General features: G+C 69.0%; 20 protein-coding genes. 7 read left to right on the forward strand and 13 right to left on the reverse strand.

What is annotated here, in order from left to right; all coding sequences use genetic code 11:
* Positions 1 to 4 precede the first annotated feature (4 nt).
* The gene (gene pknB / locus ELQ94_RS13505; RefSeq protein ID WP_127050898.1) at positions 5 to 1,756 is read left to right on the forward strand and encodes a Stk1 family PASTA domain-containing Ser/Thr kinase; all 1,752 of its coding nucleotides are present in this window, start codon (positions 5 to 7) and stop codon (positions 1,754 to 1,756) included.
* Between the two features lie 83 nt (positions 1,757 to 1,839).
* On the opposite strand, the gene ELQ94_RS13510 is transcribed toward pknB, so the two are convergent.
* From ELQ94_RS13510 to ELQ94_RS13515, 3 genes are read right to left on the reverse strand one after another with little or no spacing between them, the layout of a single operon-like run.
* The gene (locus ELQ94_RS13510; protein WP_127050899.1) at positions 1,840 to 2,475 is read right to left on the reverse strand and encodes an anthranilate synthase component II; all 636 of its coding nucleotides are present in this window, start codon (positions 2,473 to 2,475) and stop codon (positions 1,840 to 1,842) included.
* Positions 2,476 to 2,501: 26 nt separating this feature from the next.
* Entirely contained in the window at positions 2,502 to 2,660 is a 159-nt protein-coding gene (locus ELQ94_RS17340; RefSeq protein ID WP_166404800.1) for a hypothetical protein, read from the reverse strand.
* Positions 2,660 to 3,433 carry a class E sortase gene (locus ELQ94_RS13515; RefSeq protein WP_127050900.1) on the reverse strand — a complete coding sequence of 258 codons (774 nt, stop codon included), beginning with the start codon at positions 3,431 to 3,433 and terminating at the stop codon, positions 2,660 to 2,662. Before ELQ94_RS13515 ends, ELQ94_RS17340 begins: the two co-directional genes overlap by 1 nt.
* Positions 3,434 to 3,513: 80 nt before the next feature.
* Between ELQ94_RS13515 and ELQ94_RS13520 the strand changes: the two genes are divergently transcribed.
* The 3 genes from ELQ94_RS13520 (at position 3,514) to ELQ94_RS13530 (ending at position 5,716) form a co-directional block, all read left to right on the forward strand.
* The gene (locus ELQ94_RS13520) at positions 3,514 to 3,759 is read left to right on the forward strand and encodes a cell division protein CrgA (RefSeq protein ID WP_127050901.1); all 246 of its coding nucleotides are present in this window, start codon (positions 3,514 to 3,516) and stop codon (positions 3,757 to 3,759) included.
* Positions 3,760 to 3,869: 110 nt separating this feature from the next.
* Positions 3,870 to 4,982: a glycosyltransferase gene (locus ELQ94_RS13525; protein ID WP_127050902.1), complete on the forward strand. Its 1,113-nt coding sequence runs from the start codon at positions 3,870 to 3,872 to the stop codon at positions 4,980 to 4,982.
* Entirely contained in the window at positions 4,979 to 5,716 is a 738-nt protein-coding gene (locus ELQ94_RS13530) for a PIG-L family deacetylase (RefSeq protein WP_166404802.1), read from the forward strand. The genes ELQ94_RS13525 and ELQ94_RS13530 overlap by 4 nt, the downstream gene beginning before the upstream one ends.
* 26 nt (positions 5,717 to 5,742) lie before the next feature.
* Here ELQ94_RS13530 and ELQ94_RS13535 read toward each other — a convergent pair whose 3' ends face one another.
* From ELQ94_RS13535 to ELQ94_RS13545, 3 genes are all read right to left on the reverse strand, one after another.
* The gene (locus ELQ94_RS13535) at positions 5,743 to 6,105 is read right to left on the reverse strand and encodes a hypothetical protein (RefSeq protein WP_127050904.1); all 363 of its coding nucleotides are present in this window, start codon (positions 6,103 to 6,105) and stop codon (positions 5,743 to 5,745) included.
* Positions 6,106 to 6,366: 261 nt separating this feature from the next.
* Positions 6,367 to 7,074, reverse strand: coding sequence for a rhomboid family intramembrane serine protease (locus tag ELQ94_RS13540; protein ID WP_341807739.1), 708 nt, complete (start codon positions 7,072 to 7,074; stop codon positions 6,367 to 6,369).
* A gap of 158 nt (positions 7,075 to 7,232) precedes the next feature.
* Positions 7,233 to 7,772: a peptidylprolyl isomerase gene (locus ELQ94_RS13545; RefSeq protein WP_127050906.1), complete on the reverse strand. Its 540-nt coding sequence runs from the start codon at positions 7,770 to 7,772 to the stop codon at positions 7,233 to 7,235.
* 105 nt (positions 7,773 to 7,877) lie between these two features.
* Here ELQ94_RS13545 and ELQ94_RS13550 point away from each other — a divergent pair, with 105 nt between their 5' ends.
* A complete protein-coding gene (locus ELQ94_RS13550) occupies positions 7,878 to 8,405 on the forward strand; it encodes a DNA helicase (protein ID WP_127050907.1) in 528 nt (175 codons plus the stop codon).
* Between the two features lie 363 nt (positions 8,406 to 8,768).
* Here ELQ94_RS13550 and ELQ94_RS13555 read toward each other — a convergent pair whose 3' ends face one another.
* Positions 8,769 to 9,182: an NUDIX hydrolase gene (locus ELQ94_RS13555; protein ID WP_127050908.1), complete on the reverse strand. Its 414-nt coding sequence runs from the start codon at positions 9,180 to 9,182 to the stop codon at positions 8,769 to 8,771.
* A gap of 87 nt (positions 9,183 to 9,269) precedes the next feature.
* Here ELQ94_RS13555 and ELQ94_RS13560 point away from each other — a divergent pair, with 87 nt between their 5' ends.
* Positions 9,270 to 9,542 carry a rhodanese-like domain-containing protein gene (locus tag ELQ94_RS13560; RefSeq protein WP_243697034.1) on the forward strand — a complete coding sequence of 91 codons (273 nt, stop codon included), beginning with the start codon at positions 9,270 to 9,272 and terminating at the stop codon, positions 9,540 to 9,542.
* A gap of 127 nt (positions 9,543 to 9,669) precedes the next feature.
* Here the strand turns inward: ELQ94_RS13560 and yicI are convergent, their stop codons facing one another.
* The 5 genes from yicI to ELQ94_RS13585 all read right to left on the reverse strand — a co-directional run bounded on the left by yicI (position 9,670) and on the right by ELQ94_RS13585 (position 16,401).
* Positions 9,670 to 12,018 (reverse strand): alpha-xylosidase, encoded by a 2,349-nt coding sequence (gene yicI, locus ELQ94_RS13565; protein ID WP_127050909.1) that lies wholly within the window; start codon positions 12,016 to 12,018, stop codon positions 9,670 to 9,672.
* Positions 12,019 to 12,020: 2 nt separating this feature from the next.
* Positions 12,021 to 12,941 (reverse strand): carbohydrate ABC transporter permease, encoded by a 921-nt coding sequence (locus ELQ94_RS13570; protein ID WP_127050910.1) that lies wholly within the window; start codon positions 12,939 to 12,941, stop codon positions 12,021 to 12,023.
* Entirely contained in the window at positions 12,938 to 13,894 is a 957-nt protein-coding gene (locus tag ELQ94_RS13575; RefSeq protein ID WP_127050911.1) for a carbohydrate ABC transporter permease, read from the reverse strand. Before ELQ94_RS13575 ends, ELQ94_RS13570 begins: the two co-directional genes overlap by 4 nt.
* A gap of 75 nt (positions 13,895 to 13,969) precedes the next feature.
* The gene (locus tag ELQ94_RS13580; protein WP_127050912.1) at positions 13,970 to 15,265 is read right to left on the reverse strand and encodes an ABC transporter substrate-binding protein; all 1,296 of its coding nucleotides are present in this window, start codon (positions 15,263 to 15,265) and stop codon (positions 13,970 to 13,972) included.
* 128 nt (positions 15,266 to 15,393) lie between these two features.
* Complete coding sequence (locus tag ELQ94_RS13585) at positions 15,394 to 16,401, reverse strand: LacI family DNA-binding transcriptional regulator (protein ID WP_127050913.1); 1,008 nt, start codon at positions 16,399 to 16,401, stop codon at positions 15,394 to 15,396.
* 236 nt (positions 16,402 to 16,637) lie between these two features.
* On the opposite strand from ELQ94_RS13585, the gene ELQ94_RS13590 reads away from it, so the two are divergent.
* The gene (locus ELQ94_RS13590; protein ID WP_127050914.1) at positions 16,638 to 17,129 is read left to right on the forward strand and encodes a hypothetical protein; all 492 of its coding nucleotides are present in this window, start codon (positions 16,638 to 16,640) and stop codon (positions 17,127 to 17,129) included.
* 63 nt (positions 17,130 to 17,192) lie between these two features.
* On the opposite strand, the gene ELQ94_RS13595 is transcribed toward ELQ94_RS13590, so the two are convergent.
* Entirely contained in the window at positions 17,193 to 18,371 is a 1,179-nt protein-coding gene (locus ELQ94_RS13595) for an ROK family transcriptional regulator (RefSeq protein WP_127050915.1), read from the reverse strand.
* Between the last annotated feature and the right edge of the window lie 17 nt (positions 18,372 to 18,388).

Consider the following 18,388-nt stretch of genomic DNA (forward strand, 5'->3'; position numbering starts at 1 on the left):
AGTGGTGACTGACGGACAACGCCTGCTCGCCGGGCGCTACGTCGTCGGTGAGGTCATCGGCCGAGGGGGCATGGCCGATGTGCACCGCGGCGAGGACACCAAGCTCGGTCGCACCGTCGCGATCAAGATCCTGAAGGCCCAGCTCGCGCTCGATCCCGCATTCCGCACCCGCTTCCGCCAGGAGGCGCAGGCCGCCTCCCGCATGGCCCACCCCACCATCGTCCGCGTGTTCGACGCGGGCGAGGAGACGGTGACCCGCGACGACGGCGAGGTCGTGCGCGAACCGTTCATCGTCATGGAGTACGTCGAGGGACGCCTCCTCAAGGACATGATCGCCGAGGGCCCGCTCGGCTCGAAGGTCGCGACCGACATCGTGATCGGCATCCTGACCGCTCTCGAGTACTCCCACCGCGCCGGCGTGGTCCACCGCGACATCAAGCCGGGCAACGTGATGATAACGCCAGACGACACCGTGAAGGTCATGGACTTCGGCATCGCCCGCGCGGTGAGCGACTCGTCCTCGACGGTCGCCCAGACCACGGCCATCCTCGGCACGGCGTCCTACTTCTCGCCCGAGCAGGCCAAGGGCGAGACGGTCGACGCTCGCACCGACCTCTACTCCACCGGCGTCGTGCTCTTCGAGATGCTCACCGGGCGCGCTCCGTTCCAGGGCGAGACCGCCGTCTCGGTCGCCTACCAGCACGTGAGCGAGACGCCCGTGCGGCCGTCTTCGGTCAACCCCGACGTCTCCCCTGCCCTCGACGAGGTCGTCCTGCGCGCCCTCGGCAAGGGGCGCTTCGACCGCTACCAGACCGCTCCCGAGTTCATGGAGGAGGTCGAGCTCGCCGCCGCGGGGCATCTCCCGAAGCGTCGTGTCGTCGACGACTCCGCGACCGCCATCTTCGGCACGGCCCCCACGGCCGGCGAGCAGACGGCGCACGCCCTCCGGCAGCTCACGAGCGACGACACCGTCACGCGCACGCAGCGTCGGCCGCCCGTCGTCTGGATCTGGGCCGGCGTCAGCGTGATCGCCGTCGTCATGGTCGCCGTCCTCATCTGGGTGCTCAACCTCGCACCGAACACCGAGATCCCCACCACCTCCCGCATCATCCCCGAGCTCTCCGACACCACGTGGGAGGAAGCCCAGTCCGAACTCACGGGCCTCGATCTCGTGCCGACGCGGCTCGACGAGGCGTCGAGCACGATCGACGAGGGCGACGTGATCCGCACGGATCCACCCGCCACCACGAGCGTCGAACCCGGGCAGACCGTCCAGGTCTTCGTGTCGACGGGTGCCGAACAGGTCACGGTGCCCGATCTGTCGAACCTCGACCAGGCCGCGGCCACCGCGAAACTCGAGGAGTCCGGTCTCGAACTGGGGTCGATAACGGATCAGAACTCACCGACGATCGCGGCCGGGATCGTCATGGGCGCCTCCCCCGCCTCCGGGACCGAGACCGACGCGGGAGCGAGCGTCGATCTGGTGCTCTCGAACGGCAAGGTCACGATCACGGACGTCACCGGCCAGACGATGAGCATCGCCCGACAGCTCCTCGAGGACCCCGACATCGGACTCACGGTCGAACCCGTCGCCGACGCCGCGTGCGTCGCCGAGACGGGCGAGATCGTGACGGCCCAGTCGCTCGCTCCCGGCGAGGTCGATCAGGGATCGACGATCCAGCTCACGTACTGCACCGGCGCCCCCGAGGGAGACCCGGACGACGGCACCGAGCCCCCCGCCGATCCCGAGGGCTGATCACGAGGCCACGGCGACCGGACCGGTAGCGGAGCGCACCCGTGCGCGCCGGGCCGGTCGATGTCCGAGGCGGACGGAACGGGTCAGGTGCGCAGCAGGGGACTCAGGTTCTTCGCGGCGTCCTTCGCCGCGGGCAGACCGGCCGACGCGAGCCAATTGCCGATCATGAGGTAGCCGCCCTCGGTGAGCACGCTCTCCGGGTGGAACTGAACGCCCACGATGGGTGACGCGGCATGCCGCAGGCCCATGATGACGCCGCCCGTGGTGCGGCTCGTGACGACGAGCTCGTCCGGCACGGTCGTGTCGACGACCGCGAGCGAGTGATACCGCGTGGCGGTGAACGGCTGGGGCACGCCGTCGTAGAACGGGTCGTCCTCGTGCGTCACCTGGGAGGTCTTCCCGTGCATGAGCTCGTCGGCGTTCGTCACCGTCGCTCCGAACGCCTCGGCGATCGCCTGGTGCCCGAGGCAGACGCCCAGCAGCGGAGTCCCCGAGGTGAAGGCCGCGTTCACGACGGGGATGGAGACGCCGGCGTCGGCGGGCTTCCCGGGGCCGGGAGACACCAGGACGGCGTCGTACTCCGCGATCCGGTCCGCCACGTCAGCCACGGCGAAGGAATCGTTGCGCACGACGTCCGTCTCGGCACCGAGCTGTCGGAGATACCCGTTCAGCGTGTAGACGAAGCTGTCGTAGTTGTCGACCACGAGGACTCGCGTCATGTCGGTGCTCCTTGTCGAGAGTGCGGCTATTCCTCCACGGTCACATCGGGGACCGGGACGAGTTCCTGAACGAGCGGGAAGACCCACGTGAAGAGGGCGAACACCACGGCGGCCACGAGGACGAGGACGAGGAGGAGTCGAACCCACACGGGGCCGGGCAGAGCCCGCCAGAGTGCTCCATACATTATCCGTCACCCTCCGGGAGTTCGAGCGACGCCGGTGCCGGGTCGGTGATGGGCGTGAACGACTCGAACACCCCGTACGCGATGATCCGCTCCGCGGCCGAGTACATGGGGCTGCAGCTCGTGAGAGTGATGAGGCGGTCGGTGGCCTCGACGCCGTCGGCCTGCGGAACGGGGTTCAGCACGTCGGCCGCCGACGGGGTGACGTACTCGAGCGTACGGAAGCGGTAGGTGTACCACCCCTCCGCCGTCTGCACGACGATGGCGTCGCCCACGCGCAGGTTCGCGATCTGGTTGAGCGGCTTGCCGTAGGTGGTGCGGTGTCCGGCGACGGCGAAGTTGCCGACCTCGCCGGGGGCCTGCGTGGTGAGGTAGTGGCCGATGCCGATGGTGTTGAGCGTGCGGGCCCGGGTGATGCCCCCGGCGATCTCCGCCTGATAGTCGTCGCCGAAACGCGGGATGGTCAGGACGCCGAACCGCTCGGCATCACCGGCCGTCTGTCCGATCGGGGGAGCCGCGGGATCGGCCGGTTCGGTCGGTTCCGTCGCCGGACCCTCCTGAGCGGCCTCGATGAAGCTCTCCGAGAGGGATTCGGCCGCCGAGTTCTGCTCGGCCCGCACGACGATGTCGTTGAACCAGAGCTGCCAGAACAGGAAGAGGAAGATGAGCGCACCGGCGGTGATGGAGAGCTCGCCGAAGACGCCGAGGAACGTGATGCGACGCCTCTTCTTCGTGCGATCGCGCCGCGCCGATCGCCGCTCCCCCGTGGTGGCCATGCCCGCAGTCTAACCACGTCCGATGACGAGTCGGCCGGGAGAACGGGCACACACCGGAGCGCCCCGCTAGAATGTGTGGCATGGCACGCGTGAACAACACCCCGACGCCCGCAGACCGCGAGGCACAGCGTACCTCCGGCGACGCTCCCAACCCCGTCTGGTTCAAGCCGATCATGTTCGGCTTCATGCTCCTCGGGCTGCTCTGGATCATCGTCTTCTACGTCTCCAACGGAGTGCTGCCCATCCCGGCCGCCGGGTCGTGGAACATCCTCATCGGTTTCGGGATCGCCTTCATCGGCTTCCTCATGACCACCCGCTGGCGCTGACCCCGCCGCTGTCGGACGCGTCGGCCACCGGCGCCGATCCGCTCCGCATCGCCCTCGTCAGCCTGCACACCTCCCCGGCGGACGACCCGGGCACCGGCGACGCCGGCGGCATGAACGTGGTCGTCCTGCACCAGGCGCGCGCACTCGCCCGCCTCGGCCACTCGGTGGAGATCATCACGCGTCGTTCCTCCCCGGACGCGCCGGCCTCGATCGACCTCGCCGAGCGCCTCGTCCTCCGTTTCTTCGACGCAGGCCCCGCTCATCCACTGCCCAAGGGCGAGCACGAGTCCGTGGTCGCCGACTTCTCGGCGCGACTGGACGAGATCGGTCCCGTCGACGTCCTGCACTCCCACCATTGGTTCTCGGGTATGGCAGCGCTGCCCGTGGCACGCCGTCGCGGGATCCCGCACCTGCAGAGCTTCCACAGCATCGCGGCGGACCCGACGACCCCGTTGTCCGATGGCGAACGTCCCGAGTCGCCTGGTCGATTGGCCGGCGAGGCGCTCCTCGCGCGGGAGTCCGATGCCGTCGTCGCCATCAGCGAGGCGGAGGCGCGCACCGTCGTCGATCGCCTCGGCGGTGGCCGGGAACGCGTCACAGTGGTCCCTCCCGGCGTCGATGCGGATCTGTTCCACCCGTGGACGGGCGGCCACCGCGGCCGCGGTTACGTCGTCGCGGCGGCGCGATTGCAGCCCCTGAAGGGGCTCGACCTCGCGATCGAGGCCGTGGCCCACGTGCCCGGGGACGTGCGCCCGACGCTCGTCGTGGCGGGAGAGGCCTCCGCGGACTTCGACGGGTACGTCGACGAGCTCCGCGCCTTGGCCGCCGACAGCGGAGTCACCGACGACGTCCGCTTCATCGGGCCGCAGAGTCGCGCGGACCTCGCCGCCCTCCTGCGGGAGTCACGGCTCGTCCTCGTGCCGTCGCACTCCGAGACCTACGGTCTCGTGGCCCTCGAGGCGTCGGCGAGCGGCGTGCCCGTGGTCGCGTCCGCATCGGGGGGCCTCACGGAAGCGGTCCTCGACGGTCGGACGGGCCTCGTCCTCGCGTCGCGCGATCCGCGTGACTGGGGGGCGGCGATCGCCGCCCTGCTCCGAGACGGCGAGCGCCTCGCCGACCTGGGACGAGCGGGCCGTGCGCACGCCGAGTCGCTGTCCTGGGACCACTCGGCCGCCGCACTGGTCCGGTGCTACCGCGCACTCTCCGCGACGGCGGCACCGTGAGCCTGCTCGACGACATCGGCACGGCTCTCGTCGTCCACGCCCACCCGGACGACGAGACGATCGCGTCGGGCGGCCTCCTCGCCGAACTGCGCGCGCGCGGCGTACGCGTCGTCCTCGTGACGGCGACGCGCGGCGAGCGCGGCGAGATCGTGCCGGGCACCCTCGACCCCGCGCTCGACGAGACCGAACTCGCCGCTGCCCGCGAAGCCGAGCTCCACGGCGCCCTCTCCGCGATCGGAGTCGACGAACACGCGTGGCTCGGAACGGCGCCCGCCCGGGCCGCCGGGCTGCGCGATCGCCGGTACCGGGACTCCGGCATGGAGTGGGTGCGACCGGGGCTCGCGGGTCCGGCCGCCGACGCCGGTCCCGACGCGTTCGCGGAGACGTCGGTCGACGAGCAGGTCGCGGATCTCCTGGCCCTCGCGGAGAACGTATGCCCGGACGCCGTCATCGGGTACGGCCCGGACGGCGGCTACGGGCATCCGGACCATGTCCGAGCTCACGTGATCGCGGCCGCCGTCGCACGATCCGTCGGCGTCCCGTTCCTGGAACTCGCTCACGATCGCGATCCCGGGGTCGAGTGGTTCGACCTCGAGCACCGTCGCACCGCGATGACCGATGCGCTCCGGCATCACCGCAGCCAGGTGACCGTCGACGGCTCGGAGCTCGTGCACTCGGGCGGTCAGCGCCAGGCGATCGAACCGAGTGTGGGGCTCCGGCCGAGCGGACGCTGACGCTCCCGGGGGTGACAGCTCGGCGATCAGTCGTCGTCGATCGTCGCGAACCACTCCGCGTAGCGCGTGTTGCGCGCCATCCGCCGCGTCTCGTCGGGGGCGTCGTCGTCCCACCACACGGGCCCGCGTTCGCCGAGGGCCGTCTTCGCTGTGTCGACGCGCGCACGGGCCGCCTCGATCGCGGCCGCGTCGTCGGTCGCCTTGCCGTCGCGCTTCGCTCGGCGAGCGCTCATCAGTTCCTGCACGAGTTCCGTCCGTCGCTCCTCCGGCAGCGACGGATCCGTCCGTCTCCAGAGGCGGCCGCGCACCACGATGTAGCGCCCGTCCGGGGTCTGGAGCGGTCCGTCGGCATGGCCGTCCGCGGTTCCGTCGGTGTCCTCGTCGCTCATCGCGCCACTCCTCCACCGGTGGAATCGGCCCGCCCCGACGGTCCATGCGATCGGTCGCGCAGAGCCTTCGTCGAGGGAGAGTTACACCGGTGTAATTATCCCCACTGTGCACAACCTGTGGATAAGTATGCCGGGGCGGGAGGGTGGCACGTGCGCGCCGCCGCCGGTGGCCACCTCAGCGAACGTCGAGGGCGCCAGATACGCGCCGAGGGCGCCACGTAGATGTGGCGCCCTCGGGCCGCAGTAGCGCCCTCGCGGGGGTCAGGGGATGAACGCGACCAGGGCGGTGAGCGCGATCAGGGCGGCGGCGAGGCCGATGAGGAGGGCCGTCTGGAGGCCCTGGCGGCGGATCTGGCGGGTGTTCACGAAGATCAGGCCGGCGACCGCGCCCACCACGAGACCGCCGAGGTGCGCCTGCCACGCCACGTTGATACCCGGGATGAACCCGATCACGAGGTTGATTCCGACGAGGACGAGCAGTCCCGTCATGTTGCCGCCGAGGCGGCGCTGGATCACGATGAACGCGCCCATGAGGCCGAAGATCGCTCCCGACGCACCGACGACCGGGGAGAGCGGATCCGAGAGCGCGAGCACTCCGAGGGATCCGCCGAAGCCGGCGATCAGATAGAGCGCGAGGAACCGACCGCGCCCGAGCATGGACTCGAGCGCCTGACCGAAGATCCACAACGTGTACATGTTGAGTGCCACGTGGAAGATGAATCCGGTGGAGTGCACGAGCATCGTCGTGAGCATGCGCCACGGCTGGAAGCCGTTCACGACCGCGTAGTCGGGGATGATGTACGCGCCGGCGAACCACAGCTGCTGGGTGAGCCAGCCGCCCGTCACGAGCTGGAGCACGAAGACGAGTGCCGTGGCGGCGATGATCCCGAGTGTCACGACCGGGCGGTCGCCCGATCGTGACAGGATCCGACGCCGCGTGCGGGGCGCCGTCGCGCGCTGCTCCTTCATGCATTCAGGGCAGATGACGCCGACGGCACCCTGCGTCTGGCATTCGCCGCAGATGGTGCGTCCGCACCGCTGGCACAGCACGAAGCTCTGCCTATCGGGGTGTCGGTAACAGACGTTGCTCGAGGACCCGGGTGGGACGCTGCTCATCGACGGGGGTGTCAGACCTGCTCGACGGTGATGCTCTGGATGACGACCTCGTCGAGAGGACGGTCACGTGCATCGGTGGGCACGGCGGCGAGCTTGTCGACGAGCTTCTTGCCCTCGTCGTCGATGACGGCACCGAAGATGGTGTGCTTGCCCTGCAACCACGTGGTCGGAGCGACCGTGATGAAGAACTGCGACCCGTTGGTGCCGCGGCCCGCGACCTTGCCGGCGTTCGCCATGGCGAGGATGTAGGGCTCGGTGAACGTGAGCTCCGGGTGGATCTCGTCGTCGAACTGGTAGCCGGGGCCCCCGATGCCCTGACCGAGCGGGTCTCCGCCCTGGATCATGAAGCCGGGGATGATGCGGTGGAACGGAACGCCGTTGTAGAGCGGTTCGGTGGAGGTGGCGCCCGTCTGCGGGTGCGTCCACTCCTTGGTGCCGGTGGCGAGTCCGACGAAGTTGGCGACGGTCTGGGGAGCGTGGTCGCCGTAGAGGGCGACGGAGAGGTCGCCGTAGTTGGTGTGGATGGTGGCGACGGCTGTGTGCAATGACATGTGCTTATTGTTCCATAGCACGCTGGGGCAACCCTTAGTGCTCGCGGTCTGCGAGGTGGCAAGATAGGGGGACCGTGTTCAACGAAAACCTCTAGGAGGTCGGCCGTGGGTCTGTCACGTAAGCGTAAGAAGGAACTGAAGAAGCTGAAGCGCGAGGCGAACAAGTTGTGGGGTGCTCAGCAGGAGCTGCTGAACCACGCGAACGTCGTCGCGAGGGACGCGAGCCGTCAGATCGGTAACTTCGGTCGCGAGACGGTCGTCCCGGCCGCGCGTGGTGCGTACTCCGACACGCTCGCTCCGGTCGTCGACCGCGGCGTGTCCGTGGGTCGCGGCGCCGCCGGTGCCGTCAAGAAGGGCGTCGACAGCAAGGTCGTGCCCGCCCTCGGCGGTGTGGTGGGCTCCGTCCTCTCGATCGGTGACGTTGCGAAGGACAAGCGTGTCCAGGCCGCCGTCAAGCGACTGCACCTCGAGAAGTACGCACCGAAGAAGTCCGGCCCGGGTGCCGGAACGGTCATCGCGATCGGACTCGGCGTGCTCGCCGCTGCCGGTGTCGCGTACGCCGCCTGGCAGACGTTCCGCGCCGACGACGAGCTCTGGGTCGCCGACGACGAGCCGATCCTCCCCAACGCGTAACAGGATCGCCGACTCCTGACGACAGGCTCGGGCACCCACGGGTGCCCGAGCCTGTCCGCATGTCCGGACGCGGTGCCCGCCATGCGCACCGCTCCCCGTGGCGCACACCCCCGACGCCTCGGCCCGGATGTGGGCGCCAGACGCTTCGGCGTGCCCGACGCCGCGCGATCCGAGCGCGCTCGGAACCGAGTGACCGCCGCACGGCCGGAATCGGATGCAGCGCCCTCGCCGCCCTCTGAATCCAGGCCACCGAGTCGGACTCGCGCGCGCACCGGCCTCTCGCCAGTACCGTTTCGGCCACCTCGCGGAGGTGCGTAGGCGAAGCGCCGCGCCGGTCGACCCGACGTTCGGCGGATTGCCGGGTTACAGGTAGGCGAGTCCGACGTCGACGAGGGACACCCGGTCGAGCGACGGCACCTGCTCGAGCGCGATCCAGTCGGCGTAGTCCGTCGAGCCGTTCTGCTCGTACGTAAGCGTCCCGCCCGTGACGTGGGCCCGGTAGACGATGCGGATCGCGTGCAGCGGCCCCGAGGCATCGTCGCTCAAGCGGCGGTCGGCCGGGATGACGAAGCTGTCGACGCCGAGGATGCCGTCGATCTCCGCGTCGAAGCCCGTCTCCTCGCGGATCTCGCGAACGGCCGCGGCAGCGGGATCCTCGCCCGGGTCGATGCCCCCACCCGGCAACGTCCAGCCGCTGCGGCCGTGCTCGTTCCAGTGGGCCAGCAGGATCTGCGCGCCCTCGATGATCACGCCGTACGCGGCGACACGAATGTCCATGCCGTCACGATACTTCGCCTAGCCTGGACGCACCCACCCCGTCCGGATCCGAAAGGCACTCCCATAGAAGAGATCACGGTTTCCCAGTTGCACGACCTCGAGGGCGTCACCGTCATCGACGTGCGCGAGCCCGACGAGTTCACCGGCGGACACATCCCGGGTGCGGTCAACATCCCGCTGCAGACGGTGCCGGACAACCTCGACGCGATCGACGCCGACAAGCCGGTCTACGTCGTCTGCCAGCACGGCATGCGATCGGAGCGCGCGGCCACCTTCCTCGACACCCGCGGCTTCGACACCGTCAACGTCCTCGGCGGCACGTCGGCCTGGATGGCCGCCGACCTCCCCGTCGAGCACTGACCCGCCCCACCTCCACTCTCCCCCTCCCCCCCTCCCAGATGAGGCGTTTGAGCGTGATTGCGCCGGTATAGCGGTGCGATCACGCTCAAACGCCGCATGTGGCGGGGTCGGGGGTAGGAGCGGGGGGTTACGGGTGGAGGGTGAGGGTGCCCGCGCCGTCGACGATGTCGCCGGCGAGGCCGAGGCGGGCTCGGAACGGGCGGTCCGAGGAGCTCGTGATCGTGACCGAACCGTCGTCCGCGCGATCGACCGTGAAGGTCGCCGTGGCGCCGTCGGGCGACACCACGCGCGCCTCAGACACCCGGGTGCCCGGGAAGACCGTCACGAGCGGGGAGTCGAGCACGTCGTAGTCGGGACGGTCGTCGACCGAACCGGTCACGAGCACACTGCCCTCGCGCACCCACAGGGGCACGCTGTCGAAGGCATGCGTCTCGGTGCGCCACGCGCCACCGTCGGCGACCTCACCCGTGAGGTAGTTCGTCCACGTGCCGGCCGGCAGGTAGTACGTGACCTCGCCGGCCGCGGAGAAGACCGGGGCCACGAGCAGGCTGTCGCCGATCATGTACTGGCGGTCGAGGTGGTCGACGGCCGGGTCGCCCGCGAACACGAGCTGCATCGGGCGCATGAACGGGACACCGCGCTCGTGCGCCTCGAGTCCGGTCGCCGTGAGGTATGGGATGAGCGACAGCTTGAGCTTCACGAACTTCCGCGTCACCGCGACGGCGCTCTGCTCGTCCTCGGTCTCACCGGCGGCGAGCTCGGGGTCGAACGCCCACGGCACGCGGTAGCTCGTCGACCCGTGCAGTCGCGTGTGGCTCGACATCAATCCGAAGACGACCCAGCGCTTGAAGACGGCCGGATCGGGCTTGCCCTCGAAGCCGCCGATGTCGTGGCTCCAGTAGCCGAAGCCGCTCATCGCGAGCGACAGGCCTCCACGCAGCGTCTCCGCCATGGATTCGAACGACGACGAGTTGTCCCCGCCCCAGTGCACGGGCATCTGCTGCCCGCCGGCCGTGGCCGACCGGGCGAAGAGCACGGCCTCCCCCTCACCCAGTGTGTCCTCGAGCGCGTCGAAGACCGCACGGTTGTACAGCTGCGTGTACCAGTTGTGCATGCCCTCGGATGCCGAACCGTCGAACCACACGACGTCCGTGGGGATCCGCTCGCCGAAGTCCGTCTTGATCGCATCGACCCCCTGGCCCACGAGCGTGCGGATCTTGCCCTGGAACCAGGCCGTCGCGTCGGGGTTCGTGAAGTCGACGAGCCCCATGCCGCCCTGCCACATGTCCCACTGCCAGATCGTGCCGTCGGCGCGGTGCACGAGGTACCCCGCCTCGGCTGCCTCGGCGAAGAGGGAGGAGCGCTGCGCGATGTACGGGTTGATCCACGCGCTGATGTGCAGCTTCTTGTCGTGCAGGCGCGAGAGCATGCCCTCGGGGTCGGGGAACGTACGGGAGTCCCACTCGAAGTCGGTCCAGTTGAACTCGCGCATCCAGAAGCAGTCGAAATGGAAGACGCTCAGGGGGATGTCACGCTCCGCCATGCCGTCGACGAAACGATTGACCGTCTCCTCGTCGTAGTCGGTCGTGAAGCTCGTGGAGAGCCACAGGCCGTACGACCACGCTGGTACCTTCGCGGGGCGGCCGGTGAGGGCCGTGTACCGCTCGAGCACGCGCTCGGGCGTGGGGCCGTCGAAGACGAGGAACTCGAGGGCCTCGCCGGCGGCGGAGAACTGGACGCGCTCGACCGATTCCGTACCCACCTCGAAGGAGACGTGACCGCGGTGGTTGACGAGCACGCCGTAGCCGCGGTTGGTGAGGTAGAACGGGATGTTCTTGTATGACTGCTCGCTCGACGTACCGCCGTCGGCGTTCCAGATGTCGACGGTCTGGCCGTTCTTGATGAACGGCCCGAACCGCTCGCCGAGGCCGTAGACGAGCTCGCCGACACCGAGCGACAGCTGCGCGTGGATGTAGCGCTCCGCCTCCGCGAGTCCCGTCGAGGTCACGCCGGTGATGCCGGCCGGTTCGGCCGTGACGGGCGCCTCGGACCCGAGGGTCATCATTCCGAGCGACTTGTGACCGAGCGAGGTGAGCACCCGGTCGCCGGAGGTGAAGCTCAGCGCCCACGGCGCCCCGGGAGCGACGCGGGCCGTGAGGCCGCCCGTCGTGAGCACGCCGTGGCCGTCGTCGAGCGATGCGGTTCCCGCGCCGTCCTCCGCGCCCACGAGCTCGAAGCCCGGGTCGGCGTCGACACCCACGTGGTGCTCGACGCGCACGCGGACGACCCCCTCGAGCGGGCTCGAAAGCGTGACGGTGAGCAGGGAGCGGTTGAGGGTGTCTCCGCGGCGCTCGATGACCTTGGTCGGTGCGGTGACGACGAGGTGGTCGCCCCGCGCCTCGACGTCGTACGCCTCCTGGGCGTAGAGGGCGTCGACCCCGGGTCGTGCGTGCCAGAATCCATCGGTGAACTTCATGACTACTTGACTGCTCCTGCGGTGATGCCCCGGGTGAGGGTGCGTTGGAAGATGAGGAAGAACACGAGGGTGGGGATGAGGCCGAGGAGCGCCGACGCGCTCGTCGTCGTCACGTCCATGAGGCGGTCGCCCTGCAGCGACGCGATCGCCACCGGCACGGTCTGGTTCGCGTTCGAGACGAGGAACGTCAGGGGGATGAGGAACTCGTTCCACGTCCAGATGAAGAAGAAGATGAGCAGCACGCTCAGCGTCGGTCGCGAGATCGGGAACACCACGCTCGTGAGGATGCGCCACTTGCCGGCGCCGTCGAGGGCGGCCGCCTCGAGCACCTCCTTCGGGAAGGTGCCGTAGACCGACGCGAGGAGGTAGGTGCCGAACGCGCTCTGGATCACGATGAAGATGATGATGACGCTCCACGTGTTGTCGTAGAGGCCCACCTCCTTGAACATGAAGTAGAGCGGGTAGAGGAGCACCTCCTGCGGCAGCATGTTCGCGAGCAGGATGAGGACGACGATCCAGGTGCGGCCCTTCACGCGACCGATACCGAGCGCGAAGGCGTTGAGCACCGAGATGGCGACGGCACCGATCGCGACGACACCGCTGATGAAGATGCTGTTCCACAGCTTCACCGGGAAGTCGACGCGGTCCCAGAACGCCACGATGCCGTCGGTGTAGATCGCCTGCGGGATCGAGAGCGGCCCGTTCGACGCGTAGTCGGACGGCGACTTGAACGAGTTGATGAGGATGAGCAGGATCGGGGCCGCGATGAGCAGCCCGACGAGGATCGCGAAGCCGAGGGCCACCCAGTCGGCCGCCTTCTTCTTGGCACCCGGTCGGCGGTTGCGCACGGGCCGGCGTGCGGCCCGGCTCCCGGGCTCTGCGCCCGTGACGACGGCGGTGGTGTCGAGGGTCGGGGCGCTCATCGCTCCTCCTCCTGCTTCTCGAGGCGACGCTGCGCGGCGATGAAGATCACCGAGACGATCGCGATGACGATGGTGAGGGCCGTGGCGATCGTGGCGCCGTAGCCCACCTGCTGCGACTGGAAGAACTCGCTGTACGCGTAGTAGGCGGGCACGATCGTGGAGTCGCCGGGGCCGCCGCGCGTCAGCGTGTAGACGGGTCCGAAGACCTTGAGGGCGGCGATCGTTCCCGTCAGGACCACCACGAAGATCTCGGGGCGGATGATCGAGACGGTGATCGCCTGGAAGCGCTGGAACCAGTTCGCTCCGTCGAGCTCCGCCGCTTCGTAGAGCTCGGGGTCGACGCGCTGGAGGGCCGCCATGAAGATGACCACCGGGTAGCCGATCTGCACCCACACGAGGATCACCATGAGGCTGATGAGCGCGGTGTCCGGGCTCCCGAGCCAGTTGTGGGCGAGGCCGCCGAGACCGACGGACTCGAGGATCGTGTTGAGGGCGCCGTCCTGCGGGCGCAGGATCCAGCCGATCACGATCGCCGCGATGACGGCGGGCAGGATCTGCGGCAGGTAGAAGGTGGCGCGGAAGAAGCTCGCGAGCTTCCCGCCGAACTTGCGACCGATGAGGTCGAAGAGGAGAGCGGCGAGGAGGAGGCCGAGGAGCGTCGGGACGACGACCATCGCGAGGATCATCGCGATCGAGTTGGCGAACGAGGTCCAGAAGGTGCCGTCGCCGGCGAGCTTCTCCCAGTTCTCGAGGCCGATCCACTCCGGCGGGCGGATGCCGCGGTACGAGGTGAAGGTGAGGTACACGTTCCAGAGCAGCGGAACGATGATCACGAGGGTCAGGAGGGCGAGTCCCGGGATGAGGTAGACCCAGAACGTGCGACTGCGCGTTCCCGGGATCAGGCTCGCGGAGCCGGGTCGGCGCACGGGGGGCGCCGGGGTCTGGGTGGTCATGTCGTTTCCTTCGTCTTCTCCTGGTGCGGTGGGCCGTGGATCGCGTCCACGGCCCACCGCTTCGTCTCAGAGGGGTCAGCCGACGATGTCGTCGACGCCGCTCTGGTAGTTCTCACCGAGCTGCTGCTGCACCTCGGCCGGGGAGAGGGTGCCGTTGAGCAGCTCCTGCAGACCGGCGTTGAGCTCGTCGTAGAACGTCGCCGTGGGCCAGTCCGGGTAGAACGCGAGGCCGTCGCGCTCGGTCAGGGTGTTGAAGTTCGCGATGAGTTCCGCGCTCTTCTCGTCCGTGATGTCGGCGGGGTCCGCCGCGACGGGCACGCCGCCGTTGTTGCCGATGAGGGCCTGGATCTCGGGGCGCATCGTGATGTCGATGAACTGCTCGGCGAGCTCCTTGTTCGCCGCGCGCTCAGGGATGACCCACATGTTGCCGGCCGAGCCGGGAGCCATCTCGGACTCGGGGAAGAGGAACGTCCCGAACTCGAAGTCGGTGACCTCCGTGGTGAAGCGGTTGTGCCACCAGCTGCCCGAGAAGAAGATCGGGTAGGTGCCGTTGATGAACGACGTTCCGGCGTCCTCGGCCTTGAGGCCGGTGGAGTCGGCGCTGATGTAGCCCTTGTCCGTCCAGTCCTTCACGGTCTCGGTGGCGTAGCTGATCTCCGGTCCCTCGAAGTCGACCGTGTCGGTGTACAGCTGGTAGCTGTCCACCCAGTCGCGGTCGGCCTGGGACAGCGCGAGCTGGTACCAGAGCTGGCCGAGGGGGTATTCGGCCGCGGACTCGGCGAGCGGCGTGACGCCCTCGTCGGCGAACGCCTGCATGACGGTCTCGAACTCGGCCATCGTGGTGGGGATCTCGAGGCCGGCCTCGGTGAACATGTCGACGTTGTAGTACACCTCGACGAACTCACCGTAGTTCGGGACGCCGTAGAAGCTTCCCGAACCCATGATGCCGCTCTCGTCGTACTGCGCCGTGGTCTGCAGCGACGGTGCGAGCTTGTCGGCCCAACCGTACTCGTCATAGGCGTCGTCGAGGGGGGCGAGCAGGCCCTGGCTGGCGAGGAGGCCGGCCGTGGCGTTGCCCTTGTTGTACTCGAGGATGTCGGGGGCCTCGTCGGAGTTGAGCACCTGGCTCGCGGTCGAGCGGATCTGCTCGAAGGCCTTGGCCTCGAACTCGACCGTCGCGCCCGTCTCCTCCTCGAAGACCTTGATGGCTTCGTCCCACGCGATTCCCATCGCGCTGGTCTCGCTCTCGAAGTGCCACAACGTGAGGACGTTGTCGTCCGCCGCGTCGCCGCCGCTGCCGGAGCAGCCGGACAGGACGAGGGCGCTGGCTGCGAGCAGCGCGGCCCCCGTGATCTTCTTGCTGTGCTTCATTTTCCTACCTCTCTGGAGAAAATGCGGTGGAGTGGGCGCACCGCGCGCCGTGGGTGAGTCGAAGCGTTTCGACGGTTTAGAAGAACCGTCGAAGCCGTTTCCGGTCTCTGGTCGGGATGGTCGGGTGGTCAGGGGGGCGGAGCGACCGAGTCGAACGATCGATACTCCGGCGCGACGTACTGCACGCGGGGGGTCGGAGGGAATGGAAGGGAGTCGATGAGGAGATCGACCGCGACGTCGCACGTGGCCGTCGCGACGAGCGGGATGACGTCGAGCGCCGGCTCGAACCGGCTCGTGTCGAACGTGGATCCGACGGAGATGACCGAGAGGTCCCTCGGGACGCTGATGCCACGCTCCGCCAGATACCCGAGGACGCCCGCCTGCACCGACTCCTGCGCGTGCAGGAGGAGGGCTGTGGGCGGTTCGTCGGCGTCGAGGAGCGCCTTCACCGTGGCACGGACCGAGGCGCCGTCCGTCTCGGAGGTGACGAAGACGGCCTCGAGACCGAGGCCACCCGTGTACGAACCGAACTCGGTCCGCACGCGGAGGGGGAAGTTCGAGCCGCGGTCGTAGATCTCCTGAGGGTGGCCGATGTGCGCGATGCGGCGATGCCCCAGCGCTGTGAGCCGGTCGACGGCCAGGCGGACGGCGGCCTCGAAGTCGAGGTCGACGCACGCGAGGTCCGTCGTGTCGTCGGGGATTCCCACGAGCACGGTCGGCAGGCCGAGCGAGCGGACGAGATCCACCCGCTCGTCGTGGGCGGAGACGTCGAGCACGATGACGCCGTCGACGAGGCGGCTCGAGGCGACGCGGGAGAGGCCCTTCGTCGCCTCGTCCTCCGTGAGGAGCAGGATGTCGTAGTCGTGGCGGCGCGCGGCCGTCGCCACGGCGAGCACGAAGGCCATGTGCGCCGGGGCGTAGGTGTCGTGGCGCAGCGGGGCCGTGACGGCGAAGATCTGGGTGCGCGTCCCCGCCATCATCCGGGCGCCGGCGTGGGGCTGGTAGCCGAGTCGGCTGGCCGCGTCGGTGACCCGGCGGCGCGTGGTCTCGGCGATCGAGCGCTTGCCGCTCAGGGCGTAGGAGACCGTGCTGATGGACACACCGGCGGCACGAGCGACGTCGTGGATGGTGGTCATGGCGACTCCGTTGTCTGGCACCTGGTGGGTTCGGGAACCGATCGTTGAAACGCTTCGACGATCGATGACGGCCACGTTACGTGACGCGTCCGTCGAGCGCAACACATATGTGGCTCACGGCAACATAAACGTTATGAACACGGCCGGGACCAGTGCGTGGCACACCGAGGCGCGGACTGGCACGATGGCAGGGAGTCGACGCGCCGTGTCGCGGCCCGGCCGAGAGGATGGCTGCGGTGGGAGTTCGACGAGATCGAGCACGGATTCTCCCCGTCGTTGCGGCGATCGTGGCATGTCTCCTGACGGCGTGCACGACGCCCGCCGCCGATCCCGAACCGACCGCCTCGGCGGCACGGAGCGGAACGGGTGAGGTACGGCACGACCTCGAGCCGCTCACGGATCGCTTCATCCGCCTCGACACCGCGACCGCCGCGACCTGGATGTCGGGCACGCTCGGCGACGACCGGGTGCCCGGGCCGAGCACCTATTGGATCGACGCCATCGTCACCCTCGACGAAGCCGACTATGCGGCGCTCCAGTCGGAGACCGACGCCCAGGACACCACCGATTCTCCAGCCGTCGACGCGGGCATCGAGGGCGAGCTCCCCGACGGACCGTTCCTCCGCTCGGACGAGCTCGATGCGCTGTTCTCGCCCGACGGCTACTGGAGCGTGGTGTTCCTCCATGACGCCACACGAACCGTCATCCTCTCGTCCCGCTTCGAGTAACCCCCGTCGTTCCCTGAGCCTGTCGACGGGTGCCGACGACGTTCGGACATGAGACGAACCGTGTCAGAGCTCGGCGCGGGCGACGATTCCGTCGAAGACGAGTTCGGCCGCCCCGATGAGAAGGAGATCGCTGCCGAGTTCGGCACGCACGACCGTGACACTCTGCCACGGCGGCTGCAGGGTGTTCGACGCGAGCAGGTCGAGGAAGTAGTCGGACTCGAAGTCGAACAGGACGCCGAGGAACCCGCCGAGCACGACCTTCTCCGGGTTCAGGATGTTGATCATGTTGCGCACGCCGACGCTCAGGATGCCGAGCTGCCGGTGCACCTCCGCGCGCACCTCGGGGCGCTCGTCGGCGACGAGGGCCGCCTCGAGCTCGTCGAGGCTCGCACTGCGGAGACCGAGCACGCCGAGGAGCCGCTGCTGGTTGACGCTCTCCTCGAGCTCGCCCTCCGTGGCCGAGGCGTCCGGAGGCGCCGCGACGCGGTTGTGGCCGAACTCGCCCGCGTAGCCCTCTGCACCGTTCACGAGCTCGCCGTTCACGATGATGCCGCCACCGATACCGCTGGGGCCACCGTTCATGTAGAGCATGTGGGTCGCGTCGACCGCCGCCCCGAAGAGGTTCTCGGCACGCGCACCGAGGTTGGCGTCGTTCGCCGCGAGCACGGGGAACCCCGTCGCTTCCTCGAGGAGCGAACCGAGCGGCTCGTCGTGCCAATCGAGGTGCGGCGCCCAGCGTACGCATCCGTCGGCGGCGCGCACGAGACCCGGCACCGCGACACCGATCCCGGCGATGCGGTGCCCGGGTGTGAGCTCATGGCGCAGCTCCTCGAGCAGGCTCCGCGACACCTCGACGGCCCGGGCGACCGTCGGGATCGTCTCCGTCTCGAACCGCCGCCGCGCGAGCACCTGCCGGTCGAACGTGACGAGCGCCATCGTGATGGCGTCGATCTCGGGCACGATCGCGATCGCGACGACGTCGGGCGACGCCTGCACGACGGGGCTCGGCCGCCCCACCTGCTTCGTCGACCGCGGCTCGACCTCCACGACGAGGCCGCGGTCGACGAGTTCCGCGACGAGGCCGGAGATCGTCGAGCGGTTGAGCCCCGTCTCGCGCGTGAGTTCGGCCCGGGACGCGGGGCCGGAGCGGTGTACGCGCCGCAGGATCGTCGAGAGGTTCACCGACGATCCCCGCTCCGGCCCTGTCGCCCGCTGGTTCTCGTCACGGGGGGAAGTGGACATCGGGGTTCTCCTTGCAC

This window comes from Labedella endophytica (assembly GCF_003990045.1).
GTDB classification, from domain to species: Bacteria; Actinomycetota; Actinomycetes; order Actinomycetales; family Microbacteriaceae; genus Labedella; species Labedella endophytica.

Coding starts and splice junctions, on each gene's coding strand:
- ELQ94_RS13510 (WP_127050899.1), bottom strand. CDS start 2,475: ATGACGCGAGTCCTCGTGGTCGACAACTACGACAGCTTCGTCTACACG.
- ELQ94_RS17340 (WP_166404800.1), bottom strand. CDS start 2,660: ATGTATGGAGCACTCTGGCGGGCTCTGCCCGGCCCCGTGTGGGTTCGA.
- ELQ94_RS13515 (WP_127050900.1), bottom strand. CDS start 3,433: ATGGCCACCACGGGGGAGCGGCGATCGGCGCGGCGCGATCGCACGAAG.
- ELQ94_RS13520 (WP_127050901.1), top strand. CDS start 3,514: ATGGCACGCGTGAACAACACCCCGACGCCCGCAGACCGCGAGGCACAG.
- ELQ94_RS13525 (WP_127050902.1), top strand. CDS start 3,870: ATGAACGTGGTCGTCCTGCACCAGGCGCGCGCACTCGCCCGCCTCGGC.
- ELQ94_RS13535 (WP_127050904.1), bottom strand. CDS start 6,105: ATGAGCGACGAGGACACCGACGGAACCGCGGACGGCCATGCCGACGGA.
- ELQ94_RS13540 (WP_341807739.1), bottom strand. CDS start 7,074: ATGAAGGAGCAGCGCGCGACGGCGCCCCGCACGCGGCGTCGGATCCTG.
- ELQ94_RS13545 (WP_127050906.1), bottom strand. CDS start 7,772: ATGTCATTGCACACAGCCGTCGCCACCATCCACACCAACTACGGCGAC.
- ELQ94_RS13555 (WP_127050908.1), bottom strand. CDS start 9,182: ATGGACATTCGTGTCGCCGCGTACGGCGTGATCATCGAGGGCGCGCAG.
- yicI (WP_127050909.1), bottom strand. CDS start 12,018: ATGAAGTTCACCGATGGATTCTGGCACGCACGACCCGGGGTCGACGCC.
- ELQ94_RS13570 (WP_127050910.1), bottom strand. CDS start 12,941: ATGAGCGCCCCGACCCTCGACACCACCGCCGTCGTCACGGGCGCAGAG.
- ELQ94_RS13575 (WP_127050911.1), bottom strand. CDS start 13,894: ATGACCACCCAGACCCCGGCGCCCCCCGTGCGCCGACCCGGCTCCGCG.
- ELQ94_RS13580 (WP_127050912.1), bottom strand. CDS start 15,265: ATGAAGCACAGCAAGAAGATCACGGGGGCCGCGCTGCTCGCAGCCAGC.
- ELQ94_RS13585 (WP_127050913.1), bottom strand. CDS start 16,401: ATGACCACCATCCACGACGTCGCTCGTGCCGCCGGTGTGTCCATCAGC.
- ELQ94_RS13595 (WP_127050915.1), bottom strand. CDS start 18,371: ATGTCCACTTCCCCCCGTGACGAGAACCAGCGGGCGACAGGGCCGGAG.